Annotated in this window: 15 protein-coding genes; 7 read left to right on the top strand and 8 right to left on the bottom strand. The window is 62.9% G+C overall.

Features of this window, described 5'->3' with window-relative positions; genetic code table 11:
* Window positions 1–62 precede the first annotated feature (62 nt).
* Entirely contained in the window at window positions 63–491 is a 429-nt protein-coding gene (locus NKJ55_RS23685) for a L,D-transpeptidase (RefSeq protein ID WP_023676467.1), read from the top strand.
* 144 nt (window positions 492–635) lie between these two features.
* Here the strand turns inward: NKJ55_RS23685 and NKJ55_RS23680 are convergent, their stop codons facing one another.
* From NKJ55_RS23680 to NKJ55_RS23645, 8 genes are all read right to left on the bottom strand, one after another.
* On the bottom strand, window positions 636–1,628 hold the full coding sequence (locus tag NKJ55_RS23680; protein ID WP_352451977.1) for a lipid A biosynthesis lauroyl acyltransferase: 993 nt from the start codon (window positions 1,626–1,628) through the stop codon (window positions 636–638).
* A gap of 2 nt (window positions 1,629–1,630) precedes the next feature.
* Window positions 1,631–2,659 carry a zinc-binding dehydrogenase gene (locus NKJ55_RS23675; protein WP_352451976.1) on the bottom strand — a complete coding sequence of 343 codons (1,029 nt, stop codon included), beginning with the start codon at window positions 2,657–2,659 and terminating at the stop codon, window positions 1,631–1,633.
* A gap of 36 nt (window positions 2,660–2,695) precedes the next feature.
* On the bottom strand, window positions 2,696–3,985 hold the full coding sequence (locus NKJ55_RS23670; RefSeq protein ID WP_352451975.1) for a beta-ketoacyl-ACP synthase: 1,290 nt from the start codon (window positions 3,983–3,985) through the stop codon (window positions 2,696–2,698).
* A gap of 75 nt (window positions 3,986–4,060) precedes the next feature.
* Complete coding sequence (locus tag NKJ55_RS23665) at window positions 4,061–5,248, bottom strand: beta-ketoacyl-ACP synthase (RefSeq protein ID WP_352451974.1); 1,188 nt, start codon at window positions 5,246–5,248, stop codon at window positions 4,061–4,063.
* A gap of 39 nt (window positions 5,249–5,287) precedes the next feature.
* Window positions 5,288–5,572 carry an acyl carrier protein gene (locus NKJ55_RS23660; RefSeq protein WP_023676462.1) on the bottom strand — a complete coding sequence of 95 codons (285 nt, stop codon included), beginning with the start codon at window positions 5,570–5,572 and terminating at the stop codon, window positions 5,288–5,290.
* Window positions 5,573–5,785: 213 nt separating this feature from the next.
* Window positions 5,786–6,334 carry a histidine phosphatase family protein gene (locus NKJ55_RS23655; protein ID WP_352451973.1) on the bottom strand — a complete coding sequence of 183 codons (549 nt, stop codon included), beginning with the start codon at window positions 6,332–6,334 and terminating at the stop codon, window positions 5,786–5,788.
* A gap of 105 nt (window positions 6,335–6,439) precedes the next feature.
* Window positions 6,440–8,236, bottom strand: coding sequence for a tetratricopeptide repeat protein (locus NKJ55_RS23650; protein WP_352451972.1), 1,797 nt, complete (start codon window positions 8,234–8,236; stop codon window positions 6,440–6,442).
* Between the two features lie 3 nt (window positions 8,237–8,239).
* Window positions 8,240–9,448, bottom strand: coding sequence for a caspase family protein (locus NKJ55_RS23645; protein ID WP_352451971.1), 1,209 nt, complete (start codon window positions 9,446–9,448; stop codon window positions 8,240–8,242).
* Window positions 9,449–9,584: 136 nt separating this feature from the next.
* On the opposite strand from NKJ55_RS23645, the gene NKJ55_RS23640 reads away from it, so the two are divergent.
* The 6 genes from NKJ55_RS23640 to NKJ55_RS23610 all read left to right on the top strand — a co-directional run bounded on the left by NKJ55_RS23640 (window position 9,585) and on the right by NKJ55_RS23610 (window position 19,298).
* Window positions 9,585–10,535, top strand: a complete 951-nt coding sequence (locus NKJ55_RS23640; protein ID WP_352451970.1) for an AEC family transporter — start codon at window positions 9,585–9,587, stop codon at window positions 10,533–10,535.
* A 211-nt stretch (window positions 10,536–10,746) separates the two neighbouring features.
* A complete protein-coding gene (locus tag NKJ55_RS23635; RefSeq protein ID WP_352451969.1) occupies window positions 10,747–12,204 on the top strand; it encodes an NAD-dependent succinate-semialdehyde dehydrogenase in 1,458 nt (485 codons plus the stop codon).
* 81 nt (window positions 12,205–12,285) lie between these two features.
* Window positions 12,286–13,311, top strand: coding sequence for an aldose epimerase family protein (locus NKJ55_RS23630; RefSeq protein ID WP_352451968.1), 1,026 nt, complete (start codon window positions 12,286–12,288; stop codon window positions 13,309–13,311).
* A gap of 335 nt (window positions 13,312–13,646) precedes the next feature.
* On the top strand, window positions 13,647–15,575 hold the full coding sequence (locus tag NKJ55_RS23625; RefSeq protein ID WP_352451967.1) for an adenylate/guanylate cyclase domain-containing protein: 1,929 nt from the start codon (window positions 13,647–13,649) through the stop codon (window positions 15,573–15,575).
* 1,316 nt (window positions 15,576–16,891) lie between these two features.
* Window positions 16,892–18,628 (top strand): adenylate/guanylate cyclase domain-containing protein, encoded by a 1,737-nt coding sequence (locus NKJ55_RS23615; protein ID WP_352451966.1) that lies wholly within the window; start codon window positions 16,892–16,894, stop codon window positions 18,626–18,628.
* Between the two features lie 187 nt (window positions 18,629–18,815).
* Window positions 18,816–19,298, top strand: a complete 483-nt coding sequence (locus NKJ55_RS23610; RefSeq protein WP_352451965.1) for a GNAT family N-acetyltransferase — start codon at window positions 18,816–18,818, stop codon at window positions 19,296–19,298.
* Window positions 19,299–19,620 lie beyond the last annotated feature (322 nt).

The following is a 19,620-nucleotide window of genomic DNA, read 5'->3' as shown; positions in this document are numbered from 1 at the left end:
TCAAAACGCTGGAGAACAGCGCGAGGGCAGGCAGGCAAGGGGCATCAAAGGGGTTTGATTGCATGAAAAACACTGTTCTCATGGCAGCGGCATTGATGGCGATGCTGTTCGGTTCGTCGTTCGAGAGCCGGGCGGCCAGCCTGGTCGCGAACATCGACATATCCTCACAGACGATGACGGTAAGATACGGGCTTTCGTATTACCGGTGGAGCGTTTCCACCGCCCGCAAAGGCTACATCACGCCGCGCGGCAGTTACCGGCCACAGCGGACGGCCCGGATGTGGTATTCGCGCAAATACGACATGTCGCCGATGCCCTATTCGGTGTTCTTCCGCGGCGGCTATGCCATCCACGGCACCGGCGCGATCCGGCAATTGGGGCGCCCGGCATCGCATGGCTGTGTGCGCCTCCACCCCAGCAACGCCGCCGCTTTCTATTCGATGGTGCGCAAAGCCGGCTTCGGCAATACGCGGATCCTCGTGACGAATTAGGGCCTGCTCCTCGGCCCGCAATAAAAAACCCGCCGGAGCGGCGGGTTCGTCGGGGCCAAATAGCACCATACCAAAATTAGTAGCATAGCTGCCGGCACAAAGCAAGAACAAAATAGGGGCCGGTGCCCAAAAAGATCGTTCCGCTCAGGCGGCTTTGTCGCGCACTGTCGCCGGCCGACGCTTTTTGCGGCCGCTGATCTCCCAGCGCTTGTGGAACCACATCCACTGGCCGGGGTCTTCGCGCACCCAGCGCTCGACCACGTCGTTGAGGAGCTGGGTGGTGGCGCGGACGTCGACACTGCCGCCGGCGGTGCGCGGCAAGGTGAGCTTGTCCTCGATCTCGAGCCGGAAACGGTTGTTCGGCAGGCGCACGCAGCGCGCCGGGTAGACATCGCAATCGTAGTGCCGCGCCAGGGTGCCGAGGACCCGGTTGCTCTCGCAGGGGCGGCCGAAGAATGTCGTCTCGAGCCCGCCGGTGAATTTCTGGTCGACCAGCACGCCGATATTGCCGCCTTTCTCCAGGATGGCCGCAAGCGCAAACGAGGCACCGGTCGAAGACGGCAGCAGCGATCCCATGCTCGAGCGGCGGGTCGAGAGGATGTAATCGGCGAGATAAGGGTTGTTGGGCGGGCGAAACAGCGCCGTGATGTTCATGCCGAAGGTCGCCGCCGCCACCGGCAGCAGCTCGAAATTGCCGAGATGCCCGGTGAAGACGATATGCGGCTTATCCTCGCCCGCGATGCGCACGAAATGCTCCACGCCCTTGACCTCGACACGGCCCGGCTTCGTCGCAGCGGGATCGTAGTCGAACAAAGCATCGAGAAAGATGTATTCGGCGGCCAGGCGGGCCATGTTGCCCCACATGTCGGAAGCGATCGCCTCGATCTCGGCATCGCTCTTTTCCGGATAGGCCTTGCGCAGATTGTCGACGGCAACCTGATGGCGCGCTACCCAGGGGCCGATGCGGCGGGCAGCGCGGTCGGCGAAATTGAGCGCGCTGTCGGGCGGCAGCAGGCGCAGCGCTGAGATGATGAACATCGCGACCCGCGCGACCAGCCAGTAGTTGAACTGGCGAAGCCGCCTGCCATAGCGGAATCCCAGGTCCCTGCGGATCTTCCTGAAGGCGTTGCCGATCATTCTCAGCCGACGCGCAGGATGATCTTGCCGAAGACGTCGCGGCCTTCCATGCGTTTCAGCGCCGCATCGATGCCGTCGAAGCCAACCTCGGTGTCGATCACCGGCGCGACCAGGCCCGCCGCCATCTTCTGCATGGCGTCGGCCATGTTTTCCATGCGGCAGCCGAACGAGCCTAGCAGCTTCAGCTGCTGCTGGAACAACTGCATCAAATTGATCTGCGTCGACACGCCGGAGGTCGAGCCGCAGGTGACCAGCCGACCGCCGCGTTTGAGGCACAGCATCGAGGCGGCAAATGTGTCGGCGCCGACATGCTCGAACACCACGTCGACGCCCTTCTTCTTGGTCAGCTTGCGCACGACGCCTTCGAAGCGGTCGTCGCGGTAATTGATGACGTGGTCGGCGCCGAGCGCCTTGGCCTTGTCGATCTTGTCGTTCGAGCCGACGGTGGTGATGACCGTGCAGCCCATCTTCTTGGCCAGCTGAATCGCGGCGGAGCCGATGCCGGAGCCGCCGGCATGGACCAGTATCGTCTCGCCGGGCTGCAGCCGGGCATTGTCGAACAGCATGTGCTCGACCGTGCCGAAGGTGACAGGCGCCACCGCCGCGCCGATTTCGCTCACGCCGGGCGGAGCTGGGACCAGAAGGCGCGCCGGCAGGTTGATCTTTTCCTGCGCAAAGCCGTCGAGATGGAAGCCGTGCACGCCCGAAACATGCTCGCAGAGATTGTCGCGGCCTTCGCGGCAGGCGCGGCAAAGACCGCAAGTGCGGGCGCCATAGATCGACACCAATTGCCCGGGCACAAGGCTGGAAACGCCGGGGCCGACCGCCTCGACCTCGCCGGAAGCCTCGGCGCCGACGACCAGCGGCAGCTTGCGCTTGGCAAAAGCCATGCCGCGCCAGCCCCAGACGTCGATGTGGTTCAGCGCCACGGCCTTGATGCGCAGCGTCACCTCGCCGAGCGCAGGTTGCGGCGGGGGCGGCAGGTCCACCGTTTCAAGGCGGCGGTCCTCGATAAGTTGCAATGCGCGCATGGTGCCTGTCGGTTCAGTCTGGCTGAAAAAGGTCGCTTAGACCGGTTCCCGCGCCATGACAAGGCAGGTGTTCTGGCCGCCGAAGCCGAAGGAGTTCGACAGGACCGTGCCGACCTCGGCGTTGCGCTTGGTGTTCGGCACCACGTCGAGCACGATTGCCGGGTCGGGATTGTCGTAGTTGATGGTCGGCGGAATGACGCTTTCGCGCATCGTCATCAGCGAAAATGCGGCCTCGACGGCACCGGCAGCCGATAGGGTGTGGCCGATCATCGACTTATTCGACGAGACCGGCATTGACGAGATCCGCTCGCCGAACACCGTCGACAGCGACAAATGCTCCATCTTGTCGTTTTCGGGCGTCGAGGTGCCATGGGCGTTGACATAATCGATCCCGTTCTCACTCAAGCCGGCATCGGCAAGAGCGGCGCGCACCGCCGCGATCGCCGGCGAACCGTCCGGCTTGGAGCGGGTGCGATGGAAGTCGTCGGCCTTTTCGCCGCAGCCGCGCAATATGCCGAGAACGGTGGCGCCGCGGGTAAGTGCTGCCTCCAGCGACTCCAGCACAAGGGCGCCCGAGCCTTCGGCGAGCACGAAGCCGTCGCGATCCTTGGAGAAGGGTTTTGAGGCCTTTTCAGGGATGTCGTTATGGGTGGAGAGCGCCGATAGAAGCGAGAAGCGGATCAGCGCCTCGGCGGTCGCCGAGCCATCGGCGCCGATCGACAGCGCCCTGTCGCATTCGCCGCGGCGGATCGCCTCGACGCCGAGCTGGATCGCGGTGGCGCCCGAAGCGCAGGCTGTCGACAGCGTGATCGGCAGGCCGCGTGTGCCGAAACGGTCGGCAAGCCGGTCGGCAATCGAGCCGAACTGGGTGGTCTCGAAGATGTCGAGTTCCCTGAGGCCGCGCGCTACCCGCAGCAGCCTCTCGGCACCGGTGTCGTGCCTGTCTGAATTATTGGGCGTGTCGAAATTGTAGAGCGAAAAGCGCTCGCTCCAGTCGAGCTCGACCGGCGGCGAAGCGAGGAACAGCGGTCCGCCGAAATCGCCGGCATCGAGGCCGGCCTCCGACATCGCTTCCTGGGCGGCGGTTTCGGCAAGCTCATAGGTGAGGAGACTGGCGCCCTTGGAACTCGACGGCAGGAAATCGACCATGCCGGAGATGCGGGTGTTGAGATGATCGACCGGGAAGCGGGTGATCGGATGGATGCCGGATTTGCCTGACGTAAGTGCCGCCCAATTGTCGGCTTTGCCGACACCGAGCGACGTCACCACGCCGATGCCGGTGACGGCGACGATGGGCCTGCCCATATGGTCGTTCAGATTGGCCATTTGTTGTCCAAAAACCTGTTTCTCTTGGAGCGTCGGATCGCCCGAAAACCGCGCCACACGTTTCGGTCCGATGCTCTAGGCGGCTTTGATCAGCGCCATGCCCTCGAATTGGTGATAGCCGATTGCCGTTGCAAGGACGGTCTTCGGGACACCGGCAAACGGTTTTTCGACTGTGGCGTCGAAGACAGGGTAGGCGGCCTTGCGGTCGACAGCCAGGGCCGCCAGCGCAACGGCAAAGGGGAACTGCGCTTCCTTCATGTGGCCGGTCAACGTCGAAAAGCCGCGTGCGGCGATCGCCGGATTGGCGTCGAGCGCCGATTTCTCGGCGGCGGTCGCGGCATGGGCGCCCGAAGCGCCGGAGATCGCCAGCAGTTCGCCGTCCGGCAATGCCGCTTGCTTCAGCAGCGCGGCGATCTCACCGTCGAGTTCGCCCCGCCGGCGCCTGGCACGGCCGGACAGGATCGGGCCGAGTTCCGCATAGATCTTCCGGCCACGGCTTTCCGCATGCTCGCGCTGCTCCAGGACGAGAAACGCGCCGCCGGATCCGGTCACCACGCCGCCGCCCTCGGCACCTTGCCTTTGCCAGACCGGCGTCCACGGACCGCGATGCAGGTAGCCGGCCAGTTCATAGCCGAGCAGCATGTCGGAGTGTTCGGTCTGGAAAGCGCCGCCGACCAGTATATGCGTCGACTGGCCGGAGCGGATGCGCGCGGCCGCCGTCTCGACAGCGGCGACGCCGGCGCCTTCCTCGCCCATGAAGGTGCGCGACGATCCCGTCACCTTGTGGACGATCGAGATGTTGCCGGCGAGCAGGTTGGAGAGCTGTGCCAGAAACAGCGTCGGGCGCAATTCCGTGGTCAGCTTCTCGTTGAGCAGCACGTCGCGGTCATTGCGGCTTTCCGATGCTGCGAGAATGGCCGCGTCGACCGCCTCGTCGCGCTCGCCGCCGCCGGCGGCCACCACCATGTCCATGGTCGCGCAGAGTTCGTCATTGCCCTTGATGCCGGCATCGTCGAGCGCAAGGCCGGCCGCGTAGGTGCCGAGCCTCTGCCAGATCTCCATCTGCCGCTGGTCGCCACGCTTGGCGATCTGCAGGTTCCAGTCGATCTCCGGCAGCGGGTGGACCGTATAGGGCGAGAAGCGCGAGGCCTCCAGAACCGGCTCAAGGCGCGGCTGGACGAGCTTTTGCCAATGCGCATCCGGACCCTCGCCCAGTGACGAGACAAGGCCGATGCCTGATATGACGACGTCGCGGGGGTTCATGGGCGGCTGTTGTGGGTGAGGGCGCGTCAAGCGCTGTGCTTAGATGGCGTTCTTGGCGGCGACGAGCGCGTCGATCTTGGCGCACAGGTTCTTCATGACGAAATAGTCGTCGGTCGAGGCCTTGCCGTCGTTGACCTCCTGCGTCCACTTTTCCAACGGCACCTTGATGCCGAATTCCTTGTCGATGGCAAAGACGATGTCGAGGAAGTCGAGGCTGTCGATGCCGAGATCGTCGATGGTGTGGCTTTCGGGCGTGATCGTCTCGATGTCGATCTCGCTGGTGTCGGCGATGATCTTGGCGACTTTGTCGAACGTGGTGGACAAGGGCTTTTCCTTCGATTGCGGGCGGAATCTGTCCGCATGTGTTTTGGGCTGTCTAATCGGTTTTTCCGGGCAGGAAAAGGCCTGATACGCCGGGCGCAGATGGGATTGCTGCCCAGGCAGAGCAAGATGAGATCGGAATCCAACCACGGCTTCTCGTGGCAGTGGCATTTCGGCAACACCTATCTCGCTCGACGCGAGGAGCGACCGGCCCGGTCAGAAGGTAACGCGGCCGAGTACCCGCAGGCCGTCGCCCTGCGGCGCGACGACCACGGCTTCGCCTTCGCGCGGCGAGATGCCGGTCAATTCCTTGATGTCTTCGAGATGCGTGACCATGACCAGATTGTCGGAGCCGGAATAGCCGCGGATCTCGGCCAGGATCGCAGCGATCTGGGCGGCCTTCTCCTTTTCGTCGGTCTTCAGCAGGTCAAGCGGTGCGAACGGCTCCGGCTCGCTTTCGAAAGCGATGCGGGCGGTCTCGAGGCAGCGGCAATAGCGGCTGGACAGCACGCGCTCGACCGGTGCCGCGCGGGCGCCAAACAGCGCGCCGATCTTGCGTGCCTGCTGCTTGCCGCGCTCCGAGAGATTGACCTGGGTTGCACATTTGCCGAGGTCGAAATTGGCCGCATCGGTGGTGCCGGTGACCATGGCATGGCGGAGCAGGACCACATGCCCGCCGTCGCGCAGCAGCGCCCAGCCGGCTTCCGTCGCATGGGCTGTGGCGGAAACGGCAAGCAACAGCAGCGCCAGCACAAATCGAAGCATCGGACATCCTTTTCGGGTGACCGGCAGGCGGGCCCCGGTGACCGGCATATAGGGATGGCAAAGCCGGCTGAAAGACAAGCCGAGTGCAACCTGCGGCCGAAAAGCCTATTTCTTCGCTATCTGCTTCTTCACCAGATCGATCTTGCGGTCGGTCAGGGGGATGGGGAGTGTGTAGCCGGCTTCGGTAAAGCCCTGCTTGGCGTTCTCGAAGAATTCGATCGCCTTTTGGTATTCGGCATTCCCACCGCCATAGCTGCCGCGGTTCCAGTGGACGTCGCCGAGATTGTTCTGCTCGAAGGCCCATTGCATCGGCTGGCTTTCGCGAGTGAAGAGCTTGAGCGTTGCCTCGAAGGCGGCTTCGGCTTCGTCCAGATATTTGCCGGTGCGTTCGAGATTGCCGAGATTGATCAGGCTCATGCCGATGCCGTTCTGCGCGTTTGCCCAATCGACGGGCGCGGTTTCGAAGGTCAGTACCTCCAGCGCCGCCCGGCGCGCGGCGATCGATCCGGCCAGTTTGCCGGGATCGGCCTCGCTCATGCTCAGCCATTGCAGCGCCGAGCCTAGACCAGCCTGCGCCAGTGCCCATTGCCGCGGCGTCGTCTCGCGCTTGTATTCGCGAAGTGCATCGCGATAGGCCTCGATCGCCTCCTCGTAGTGCACCGGCTTGTCGGTCACGCCGCCGAGCAGTTGCAGCGTGTTGCCGAGATTGTAGTGGGTCATCGCCCAGTCGAGCGGAAACTCCTTTTTGGTATAGACGCGCTGTGCCGCCCGGTATGCAGCGGCCGATTGCTCAAGCCTGGCAGGATCGCGCGTGCGCTGGCCGAGCGTCTGGTAGATCGAGCCGAGATTGTTCTCCGCTGAAGCCCAATCCGTCGGAAAGCGCTGGCGTGTGAATATGGTCAGCGCGTCGCCATAGGCGGCAGCCGCCTCTTCGAGCAGGCCGGTGCCGAGATCGAAACGGGCAGCACTGCTCAACGCGTTACCCAGATTGAGACGGCTGCTCGCCCAGGAGAGGGGGAAGGTGTCGCGGGTGCGGATTTCGAGCGCGGCGCGGAATGCCGCGGCTGCCTCGTCGATTTTTGCCTTGTCGTTGCGTTGCGTGCCGAGAGACACCAGCGTATTGCCGAGATTGTGCTGGACCATCGCCCACTGAACGGGCGCCTTTTCGCGCGTGTATTCTTCAAGCGCCAGCCGGTAGGCGGCCTCGGCCTCGGTCAGGCGCTCGTCTCCCGGTTCGCGCTCCGAAAGCGCGTAAAGCGCAAGGCCAAGGTTGCTTTGCGAGGCGGCCCAGTCCAGCGGGACTTTGTCGCGCGGCCGCTTCTCCAGCGTGGCGCGCATCGCCACCACCGCCTCGTTCAAGCGTTTCGGGTCGCTCTCGCGTTCGCCGATCTTCAACAGCACATTGGCCAGGTTGTTCTGGGCCGCGGCCCAGTTGATGTCGTCCTTCTCGCGCTCGAACACGGCAAGCGAATCGCGAAAGATTTTCGTTGCCTCTTCCAGCCGGTCGGTTTCGCGCTCGCGCTCGCCGATCGTCTGCAGCACCACAGCCATGTTGTTGCGGGTGATCGCCCAGTCGCGGTTCTGCTCGCCATTGGGGATGAAGTTCAGGATGACGCGGTAGGCGTCGATGGCGCGCTGCAGCGCTTGCCTGTCGCCGGTGGCGTTGCCATGCGCGTTAAGCGCTTCCGCCTCCTGGTTCTTGTAGTTCCAGCGCAGCCTGTCGTCCCATTTCTCGACCAGCGAGAAGGCCTTGCCGTAATCGTTGGCGGCCGACAGATAGTCGAAGACCAGCGCCGAAGCGTCGGCGCGCCTGGCATAGATCGCCGCGTCGGCAAGACGCTTCTGTCTGACCAGATCCTCTGCCCGATCGACCACGCCGCTGGCCTGCTCGACCCGGCCCACCGCCTAGTCGAGGAAGTTGCGCGCGGTGACGATGGCGCCCTGGCCGATCGCCTTGTCGGCCGAGGCGACGAGGCGGCTGATCTCGGGGTCGTCGGTGCGCAGCGCGTCGCGCTCGGAGATCATCTTCTTCAGGCGCTCGGCCTGGGCGTCGAGCAGCTTTTGCAGGTCGGTGGGGTCCTCCGGCATCTTTTCGGTGCCGAGCGCCTTCAACACGCCATAAAGCGCGTCGAGCGGCACGCCGTCCTGCAGCGAGGCCAGTTCGACCTGTGCCCGCTTGGGGTCAGGCAACTCGGCGATCGTCAGCAGCAATTGCCGCCGCTCGCCGGTGATCAGGCCGTCGTCGCCGGTCGGTTCCTGCGGTGCTGCGCCGAAGTAGAGCAGCCGGCGCAGGCTTTCATTGACCCATGGCCGCTGCTTGGCCTTGGTGTCGAGATAGACCTCCTCTGTCACCATGCGCATGACCGAGCCGAATTCGGTGCCCTTCATCGCCGCGAGATGGCGCAGAAGTGCCGCTGCGTAGGGGCTGTTTTCGCCGACGATGCCATCGAGTGCCGGCCGCCCCGGCTCGGCGGCAAAGCCGATCACCGTTCCGAGATTTTCCGTCGCGGTCGCGTTTGCCAGTGCCCTGGCGCCGCGCACCGGCTCCAGGCCGCCGGCGCCAATCGGCGAGGCCGAGGCCGTCGGCGCCCGGCGCAGCACCGCATCCGCCGGAAACGGGTTGGTGCGGCAGGCATCGAGCAGCATGATCGTTACCGGCACGGTCGTGTTCAATTCGTCCATGACGGCGGAGATCGGCACCAGGGCCTGATCGGCGTCCTTCAATGAAGAAACGTCGGCGTCGACCGGCACCAGATAGTTGTCGCCGCCGGCCTCGATGCCGTGGCCGGAATAGTAGATCAAGGCGACGTCGGCGTCCTCTGCATCCTCGGCGAAACGCTCGAGGTCGCGCTTCAGCTTTGCCGTGTCGCGGTCGGTGACGCTGCGCGCGTCGAAGCCGAGATCGGTCAGCATCTTGGTGATGTCGCGGGCGTCGTTGGCGGGGTTGGGAAGAGCCGCTATGTGCTGGTATTTCGACTGGCCGACAATCAGCGCCACGCCCTTGAGGCTCGCCGGCTCCGCGCGAAGCAAGGTCGTGACTAGGCAGAGCAGGGCGGCGACGAAAACCGTCAGCCACGCCTGCTTGAAGAAGTGCTGATTTCCGACAAGGCCCATTCGCCGCGTGTCCCCCGACAACTCTGTATAGCGCCGGCATCCAACCATGAGCAAATTCGGGCAAGATCCGAGCGGCCGGATTGTTGGCCGGGAAGGGCGATTGCGCCGCCGCCGGGGCTCGCCTATCACGGGAAAAATGTCTCCGCTTACCGAAACCGTCCTCTTCGTCTTCAGTCTCGTCGGGCTCGGCTATCTTGCCGGGTTGACCGGCTATTTGAAGCCGGCGAGCGGCGAGGGCGTATCCGAATTCGCCATCAACGTGGCAATGCCGCTTTTGCTGTTCCAGACCATGGTAAAGGCCGATTTCCACGGCGTGGCGCCGTGGTCGCTATGGGGCGCTTATTTCGCGGCGGTCGCGCTCACCTGGGCCACCGGCCATCTGGTTATTACGCGCATTTTCGGACGAGACGCCCGCGCCGGCGTCGTCGGCGGCGTATCGTCGTCCTACTCCAACGTCGTCCTGCTCGGCGCGCCCTTCATCATCGGCGTGTTCGGGCCGGCCGGGTTCGAAGTGCTGTCACTGCTCGTCTCCATTCACCTGCCAGTGATGATGATGGCCTCGATCATCCTTTTCGAGATGTTCGGCCGCGGCGGCAGCGAGCCTGTGCATCCGCTCCGCGTCGTCAGGAGCTTTCTCAGGCGGGTATTCATCAATCCGCTGATCATAGGCATACTGGCCGGGCTGGCGTGGCGCTTCACCGGTGCGCCGCTGCCGGTGCTTGCGACGCGGCTGAGCGACGCGCTGGCCGGCACGGCCGCCCCGGTGGCGCTGTTCGCCATGGGGCTCAGCCTGCGCCGTTTCGGCATTTCCGGCAATGTAAGGCCGGCGCTGGCGCTGTCGGCGCTGAAACTGTTCCTAATGCCGGCGCTGGTTCTCGGCCTGGTCTGGCTGATCGGCCTGCCGCCATTGACGGCCAAGGTGGCGGTCATGGTTGCGGCGTTGCCGTCCGGCATCAATTCCTATCTCATCGCGGTGCAGTTCAACACCGGCCAGGCGCTGGCGTCGAACCAGATGACCATCGCCACCGCCTGTGCGGTCGTGACCACTGCGTTTTGGCTAACAGTGGTCGTCCATGTTTTTGGATAAGAACTCGGGTTTTTGGATAAGAGCCCGGGTTTTTGGATGAGAACCCGGCTGCATCGCCTCTCGCTTTGGCTGGCCCAAACCCTATATGCCATCTTGTGATTGCTTGCGGGGCTTGCCCTGGGCTAAGAGCAGTGGCTCTAGCGATGCTATCGCGCACGTCCATTCACGAAATCAGCGACCGGCCCGCCAGGTGCCGAACGGAGGCGAGATCATGCTTCAGAAAACCAGCCATTTCATGCGGCAGGCCAATCTCATCAATGGCGAATGGGTGCAGGCCGATTCAGGCCAGACGGTCGACGTCAACAATCCTGCCACCGGCCTCAAGATCGGCACCGTGCCGAAGTCGGGCAAGGCCGAGACCCGCCGCGCCATCGAAGCCGCCGACGCGGCCTTCCAGACATGGCGCAAGACCACCGCGCTCGAACGCTCGAAGCTGTTGCGCAAGCTGCACGACGCGATGATGGACAATCAGGACGTGCTGGCCGAACTGCTGACCATCGAACAGGGCAAGTCGCTGTTCGAATCGAAGGGCGAGATCGGCTCGGCCGCGTCCTACATATTGTGGTTCGCCGAAGAAGGCCGCCGCACCTATGGCGACGTCGTGCCGTCGCCCTGGGCGGACCGCCGTATCCTGGTGACCAAGGAACCGGTCGGCGTCATCGCCGCCATCACGCCATGGAATTTCCCGTCCTCGATGCTGGCCCGCAAGCTCGGCCCAGCACTTGCCGCCGGCTGTACCGCCGTGGTCAAGCCGGCGTCGCAGACGCCTTATTCCGGCCTTGCCTGGGGCGCGCTTGCCGAGGAAGTCGGCTTCCCCAAAGGCGTAATCAATATCCTGACCGGCGCTGCCGGTGAGATCGGCGACGAGATCTGTGCCAACCCGCTGGTCAAGAAGATCACCTTCACCGGCTCGACGGAGGTCGGCAAGATCCTGATCCAGAAGTCGTCGGTGACCGTCAAGAAAGTGTCGATGGAGCTCGGTGGCAATGCGCCGTTCATCGTCTTCGACGACGCCGACATCAAGCGGGCCGTCGCCGGCGCCATCACCGCCAAGTACCGCAATTCCGGCCAGACCTGCGTCTGCACCAACCGCTTCCTGGTGCAGGCCGGCATCTACGACCAGTTTGTCGAAAAGTTGGCTGCTGCGAGCAACGGGCTGAAGGTCGGTTCCGGCCTCGAAGACGGCGTCCAGCAGGGGCCGCTGATCGACGAAAAGGCGGTGGAGAAGGTCGAGGAGTTGATTGCCGACGCTACCGCCAAGGGCGGCAAGGTCGTCGCCGGCGGCAAGCGCCACGCGCTCGGCGGCTCGTTCTTCCAGCCGACGGTGATCGCCAATGCGACGCCGAGGATGCGCTTCATGAAGGAAGAGATCTTTGGCCCGGTAGCGCCGGTATTCAAGTTCGAGACCGAGGAAGAGGCCGTAGCACTCGCCAACGACACCGAGTTCGGCCTGGCCTGCTACTTCTACACCGGCGATCTCGGCCGCGCCTTCCGGGTCATGGAAGGGCTCAAATACGGCATGGTCGGCGTCAATGAAGGGCTCATCACTACCCCTGAAGCGCCGTTCGGCGGCGTCAAGGAATCGGGCCTCGGCAAGGAAGGCGGCCATCAGGGCATCGAGGACTATCTCGACACCAAATATGTCTGCATCGGCGGACTTGGTCTCTAGAAGCCTCATGCGGTAATACCGAAAAAGAACCCTGAGCCGCTTCGAAAGGCCGGGCTGGCGTCGAGCAACGAACTTGCGAGCATGGCGATGAAGGACGGCGAGGTTTTCGGCACGACGCAGGCGGGCGAGGAAGTCCGCCGTTTCACCATTCGTGGCGGCGGCCTCACCGCCAACATCATCGGCCTGGGTGCGATCATCCAGGATCTGCACCTGGCCGGGCACGACGCACCGCTGGTGCTCGGCTATGATCGTTTCGAGCACTATGAGACGGATACCGCCTTCTTCGGCACTGTCGTCGGGCGCTATGCCAACCGTATCCGCGACGGCCGCTTCACGCTTGCCGGCAAACGCTACCAGACCGAGCGCAATTTCCTCGAAAAGCACACGCTGCATGGCGGTTCGCAAGGTTTTTCGCGCCGTGCCTGGGCGGTTTCGCTGCATGGCAGGGATTTTGTCACGCTGACATTGCACGACCCGGACGGCACGATGGGCTTTCCCGGCGCGCTCGACGTGACCTGCACCTACCGGCTGAAGATCCCCGGCACGCTCAGCGTCGAACTGACCGCCACCTGCGAGGAGCCGACGCTCTGCAACCTCACCCAGCATTCCTATTTCAACCTGGACGACGGCGGCGCCGGCGACATTCTCGACCACCGGCTGATGCTGAATGCCGGCGCTTATCTTCCTGTCGACGCCGATCTGATCCCGACAGGCACGGTCAAGCCGGTTGACGGCACACCTTTCGATTTTCGCCAGGCGCGGCCGCTGCGCATGGAGACCGAGGGCGAGCAGCTCCCTTACGACCAGAATTTCTGCCTCGCCTCGACGCGTGGGCCGCTGAAGCAGGCGTCGTGGGCGCAAGGCGCGAATTCCGGCGTCGAGATGGAACTCTGGACCACCGAGCCGGGCGTCCAGCTCTATACCGGCCAGTATCTGGCACCGTCCTCGCCTGGACTGGGCGGGCGTCAATACAAGGCGTTTTCGGGCTTTTGCCTGGAGCCGCAAATCTGGCCGGATGCGCCCAACCGGCCCTATTTCCCGCAAGCCACGCTGTGGCCGGGCCAGATCTACCATCACGTGACGGAATACCGGTTCAGGCTGCCTTAGGGCATGACCCCCGGAAACCGGCATGGTTTTGCTGCGCTGACCTCCGGTTCGGAAAGGATCATGCAAAATTCAAAGTGTTATAGCGTCCTTTGCGCGTCCAATGACGCGCGGCGCTCTGGAGTCAAAACGCAATCACTCTGAACGACCGACTTCGAACCCTCTCGGACCTTTGACGCCGAGAGCCCTGACGACGCAAGTTGACCCGTTGAAGACGTTCATCCGCACCCGGTCGAAAGTCAGGAACGGCTGACGAGCGGTCATTCACCGCGCGGCCAACGGCGCGTTCTGGCTCCGACGCTTCCATGGGTGTAGGGTTGTGCCATAAAGAGGCGCATATGGCGGTTCCCCCTCTCAATCGGAAGCTGCTGGCGATCCTGGCGGCCGATATGGTTGGCTACTCGAAAGCGATGGAGGCCGATGAGGCCGGAACCATTGAGCGATTGAAAACCGTTCGTTCCGAGGTGTTCGACCCCGCCATCTCCCAGCACCATGGCCGCGTCGTCAAGTTGATGGGCGATGGCGCGCTTGTCGCCTTCGAAAGCGTGGTCGACGCAGTCGCCTGCGCAGCGGAAATCCAAAGCGCGGCGGCCGCGCGCAATGAAGGTCTGCCAGAGCCTGAGCGCATCGTGTTCCGCATCGGGGTCAATCTGGGCGACGTTGCGCTGGTTGACGGCGATGTCTATGGCGACGGCGTCAATGTCGCCGCGCGGTTGCAGCAACTCGCTGAGCCGGGCGGCGTGATCGTATCGGGCACGGCCTTTGACCATCTGCAGGGCAAGCTTGATTTGCCCCTCGATTTCGCCGGCGAGCAGCAGGTCAAGAACATCAGCCGCCCCGTGCGGATGTACCGACTGAGGCTCGATGGCAAGCGGGTGCGTTGGACCTTACGCAAGGCGATGCCGCGCTGGACCAGGACGACTGCAGCGGCCATCGTCGTGCTGGCTCTGGCGGGTGGAGGGACCTGGTGGTTCTTTCAGCCCGCGCCGCTGGGGGCCAAGCCATCGGTCGCGGTGCTGCCCTTCAATAATTATGGCGGCGACGAGGCCACCGGGCGTTTGGCCGATGGCTTGACTGAGGATATCATAACCGACCTCGCGCGGTTTCCCGAACTTGAGGTCGTGGCCCGGAATTCGACGGAAGTTTACAAAGGCAAGCCGGTGGATGCCCGCCAGGTAGCAAGTGCGCTCCATGTCGGCTTCGTACTAGAAGGCTCTATCCAGCGGCAAAATGGGCGGGTGCGGGTCACCGCGCAGTTGATCGATGCACAAACCGGCAACCATCTTTGGTCGGATCGTTGGGACCGGCCTGCTGAGGACGTTTTCGCCGTCCAGACCGAGATCGCAGAGCAAGTCACCAACCGTCTGGGCGGCGGCGTAGGGTTGATTCAGGCGGCCGGGCGGGCCGCGGCCAAACGTAAACGACCTGAAAACCTGAATGCTTATGATTATTATCTGCTCGGGACCGAGAAGATTGAAAAGATCACCATAGCGGATGAGGAGGAGGCCATCGCGCTTCTCAACCGCGCCGTTGAGCTGGACCCCGGGCTGGCCCGGGCCTGGGTAGAACTTTATCATGCTCATGGTATATTGGCTGGCTTCGGTATCAATCCCGAGAGCGAGATCAAGGCGGCTGCCGATGTGGCCGAACGCGCGGTGCGGCTCGATCCAAGTGACGCTGAGGCACACGCCGTGTTTGGTATGAGCCTCAGCCAGAAGGGCGACAACGCCCGCGCCAAGGCTGAGCTGGACACGGCCCTTCGTCTAGCTCCCGGTTCGTCCGAAATCCTGACATTCTATACCGGCTTTGCGGCACGCTTCAATGAACCCGAACGCGGCGCTCAGATGGTCGACCAAGTAATGCGGCTCGACCCGAACTACCCGATGTGGACGTCCAACTTCTTCGCCCCTGCCTATTTTATGGCCGGCCGATATGAGGACGCGTTGAAGATGCTGGAGCGCATGACGCCTAACAACTACGACAAGTGGAAGTGGGTGGTGCTTAGCAGCTCCCTTGCGGCTCTGGGTCGAATGGATGAGGCGAATGCTTCGGTTAGGGAAACTCTCAAGCAGTACCCGGACCTGACCGTCGAGAGCATGATTAATGAAGTGGGCTTGAGCACTAAAGAGCGCAGCCGGTTTATTGAAACAATGCCGCTCGCCGGCTTTCCGGCTTGCGCCAAGCCCGAGGCGCTGGCGAAACTCGCCAAACCTGTGCGATTGTCGGAATGCGAGACGGGGGAGGCGAAGCCTCTCGGGCAGCCATAGAACACCCCTGTGCAAAGAAAGGCGAGGGCCGCTGCTCGCCAGCGCGCGAACGGCGCGCGTTGCCAGGAACGACCGCTGTGCATCGAAAGCGACAGTTCACTGGCCAAACGATGAATGGCGGCAAGTGGCGCTTAAATTTGGGTCCTTATCGGCTGCCGGAGAGCCAATCGCTCTCGAGTGCAGGCACTCCAGTGGAGTCCAGACGTTGGATTGGACCCTCGACCTCTACAAAAGCTCACTGAGCTTCGGGTCGGGCTACGACGGCATTCCGAAGCGATCGCTTCGGCGAGAAGTCGTCGTTCTCAATCGGGCGAAGGGGGAGACATCGGCGAAGACGGCATAAGGGAGGATGGGCCAGACCGAGCCGACGGAAAGGTCGTAGCCATTGGAGCGCATAGCGCCTGGCCGGGAGGCCGCCGCCAGCCAGACTTACGCGGCGCGTCGTTGAGCGAGGTGGAGACCCGAACGGGCTCGACGAGGGTCCACGGCGGTCACAATGTGGTGGTGGTGATCGCAGTAGACGCGATCCGGCGAAGTTGGCCCAGCACAAAAACGATAGCCGCCGGGTACTGACGGGTCTTCGCTCACCGGGAAGCGGCACTGATAGAGGCCTAGCTGAATGAGAGGGACGTCTCTCGAAGTTAGTCTGATATTTTCAGGCATGATGGTTTCCTAGTTCACAGCAATTGCCGGCTGACGGCCGCAGTGCGACCCGTCGGGGCGAGCTTCTCTCGTTTGGGAGGGCTACGGACTATATGGTGTTGGTAGCACCGTCAATGAAGCCCGACGCCCTGCTTCTGAAGCCAATAGTTTGCGACTTAAGGCCACACCCGCGAACGCATTGGCAATCTACCATCGTGTCCCCGAGGCACCCGCCCGCCGGTGTTTGTCGGCGGCGGGGCACTGGCTTGTGGCCCCCTATGAGACGCGCTCTGCCGACCCCCTCGTTCACAGTCCGGACCACCTCATGCCGGGTCGCTCTAGCCGCCAAAACCCAAATCACTCTAAGACGACCGAGTTCCGACCCTTGCAGTCGATCAGTTGCGAGCGTCGCATGACGCGATCTGACCCTGAGCTGCCCTTCGTCGGCCCATTTCACTGCCCGATAGCCGACATTCGCGGCACTCGGCACTGACCCCTTGCTGACCTTCTCCAAGACGAGCCCCAAGCCCAAGTCGTGGCCCCAGTGGGGACAATCGACAGGCGCGATCACCCTATGTAGCTGCTTGGCGATCGAGCCTCGAAGTCAACCTGATAGACTTTTGAAATGGGCGGCATAAAATTCGCTTTTCTGCTTTCAATGAAAGCAACGCGAAATGGCCGAAGAACGCGCCCAACGCCGCCTTGCCGCCATATTGGCTGCCGACGTGGTGGGCTACAGTCGACTTCTGGACCAGGACGAGCAAGGAACGTTGGCCGCTTTAAGGAGGAGGAGGAAGGAAATCCTCGAACCACTCGTCCGCGACCGTCATGGCCGTATTGTGAAACTGATGGGTGATGGCGTTCTGGTCGAGTTCGGAAGCGCGGTGAACGCCGTGTCATGCGCCGTGGACCTTCAGAAGCGGATGGCGGCCGCAAACGAGGGTGTGACCGCCGACCGGAGAATCTACCTGCATATCGGCATCAATCTGGGCGATGTCGTTGTCGAGGACGGCGATCTGTTCGGCGACGGCGTCATTGTCGCAGTGCGGCTCCAGGCAATGGCCGGGGCAGGAGACGTCTGTGTGTCCGGCAGCGTCTACGACCAAGTCAAGCGGAAGCTCGATTGCGGCTTCGACGAACTTGGTCCGCAAGCGATCAAGAACGTCACCGAACCAGTGTCTGTCTACCGGATCCGGCTGTCGACCGCATCGGACGATGGCGGGTTCGCGGAGAAAGCGCCTCTGCAGCTCCCCGCCAAGCCCTCCATTGCCGTCCTCCCCTTTACGAACATGAGCAATGATCCGGAGCAGGAGGCATTTGTCGATGGCCTCACCGAAGACTTGATCACGGATCTGTCGAGGACAAGCGAGTTGTTCGTCATCGCCAGCAACTCGGCATTTGCATACAAAGGCAGGCACGTGGATGTGCGTCGCATCGCGCGAGAACTGGGAGTTCGCCATCTTCTTGAAGGTAGTGCACGGCGGGCCGCTGGACGGGTGCGTATCAACGCCCAACTGATCGACGCGATCGCGGGTGACCACCTTTGGGCCGAAAGATTCGACCGGAGCCTAGAAGATATCTTCGCCGTTCAGGACGAGGTGACCGGCAAGATTGTCGAGGCTCTGGTTGGACGCCTGACCACCGCGCCGGCGCGCAACAGACCGAGCAACCTGGAGGCCTATGATCTCTGTGTGCGTGCCCGGGCCCTTGGCTTGCAAACCGCGCTCACCGCGAAAGAGGCCATTTTGCTGCTAGACCGGGCAATCGCGCTCGACCCGGAATACGCGGAGGCGCACCGTTGGCTGGCACTCAACCTCTGGCTGGGCTGGGAGTTCTGGGACGAACCGATGGACCCCAACCGCGCAAGAGCGCTCGCCGAAGCACAGCTGGCGGTCGAACTCGACCCGAACGACGCCGGGAACAGATGGGTATTGGGCGTCATACTTGGACATGAGAGTCGCTGGGTGGAATCGGATGCCGAATTCGATGCTGCCCACGAGTTGGACCCCAACCACGCCGACGCCTGGGCAATGCAGGCCGAGTTGACGACGGAAAAGGGCCAACCTGCCGAAGCCATAGAGCAGGTCCGCAGGGCACTGCGACTCAACCCTCACCCGCCCGGTTGGTATTACTGGATGTTGGGCCAGGCCCAATATGCCCTGGGCGACTACGAATCGGCGATCCAAACGCTGCGCAGGCCCGAAACCTATCGCACGACTTCACGACGCCTGCTTGCAGCAAGCCTTGCGCAACTTGGCCGTTTGGAGGAAGCGCGCTGGGAGGCGAAAATGTTCATGATAAGCAATCCGCACTTCACTATCCGGCACTGGTCGGATTCGCAGCCATTCCCAGCCGAAGACGTGCGCCGGCATATCGTGGAAGGTTATCGCATGGCGGGTCTGCCAGAATGACTGTCATTGGTTATACCTTCGGCCTGCTGTCGACAGGCGTCCCAAGGCTGCCGCAGCAGCGAATATTTTGGTCTTCTGACGGAACGAAATTCGCCATATCGTGCGTTTGTTTCGCCTCATGGCGTGCTTGAACATGGCCAGTGAAGACTTTCGGCACCGGATAGCGCGACGCGAGGACCTCGCCTCCATGATTGCGCTCATGGATGCAGCGATCTCCGAACTCCAGAAACCGTTTCTCGACGATGACCAGATCCGATCCAGCCGCGCAATCATGGGGCTGGACACGCAGCTTGTCGATGATGGCACCTATTTCGTCGTGGAGCACGAGGGCGTCCTGGCAGGCTGCGGTGGCTGGAGCCGGCGCACGACCATGTATGGTGGTGATCAGTCACCGGGACGCAACGCGGCACTGCTTGATCCAGCCACGGACGCGGCGCGTATCAGAGCCATGTATACGCATCCGGACTTTGTCCGGCGAGGCGTCGGCCGCCTTATCCTTTCGCTGTGTGAACGTGCCGCTAAGGCTGAGGGCTTCCGCCGTGCCGATCTGGCAGCCACGATGGCAGGAGAGCCGCTCTATCGAGCCTGCGGCTACCAACCCGCCGAGAAATTCGTCGATGACCGTGGCGGCGCTCCGGTTCCGATCCTGATGATGAGCAAGACGCTCTGAGCTACGCTCAAAGGCCACTCGCTCGCGGCCGGCATTCGCTCCGGCCAGTTTGGCAGGAGGAGGATGCTGGAGATTGAACCAGGCCATCTCGAACGAAACAGTACTTCGCCTGTACTTCCGCTCCATGGTCGAGTCGCGACCGACGTGGAGGTTTTCGCGAACGTCTCGAGATGGCGCACGTGGTCGGGTGGCGCGTTGAGTTTAACCGGATCAAACGACCATCCGCTTCGGGTCCGCATCAGGTCGTAGCGAGAACGACCGCAATGGTGAAGCGCCATGATTGTCAGCAAATGGCGCTCTGTGCTCATTCCCGCCGACTAAT

Origin of the sequence: Mesorhizobium sp. M0106 (genome assembly GCF_040322715.1) — a bacterium.
In the GTDB taxonomy this organism is placed as follows: Bacteria; Pseudomonadota; Alphaproteobacteria; order Rhizobiales; family Rhizobiaceae; genus Mesorhizobium.
The sequence above is the reverse complement of the archived record's forward strand: the minus strand, read 5'-3'. Positions and strand labels throughout refer to the sequence as shown.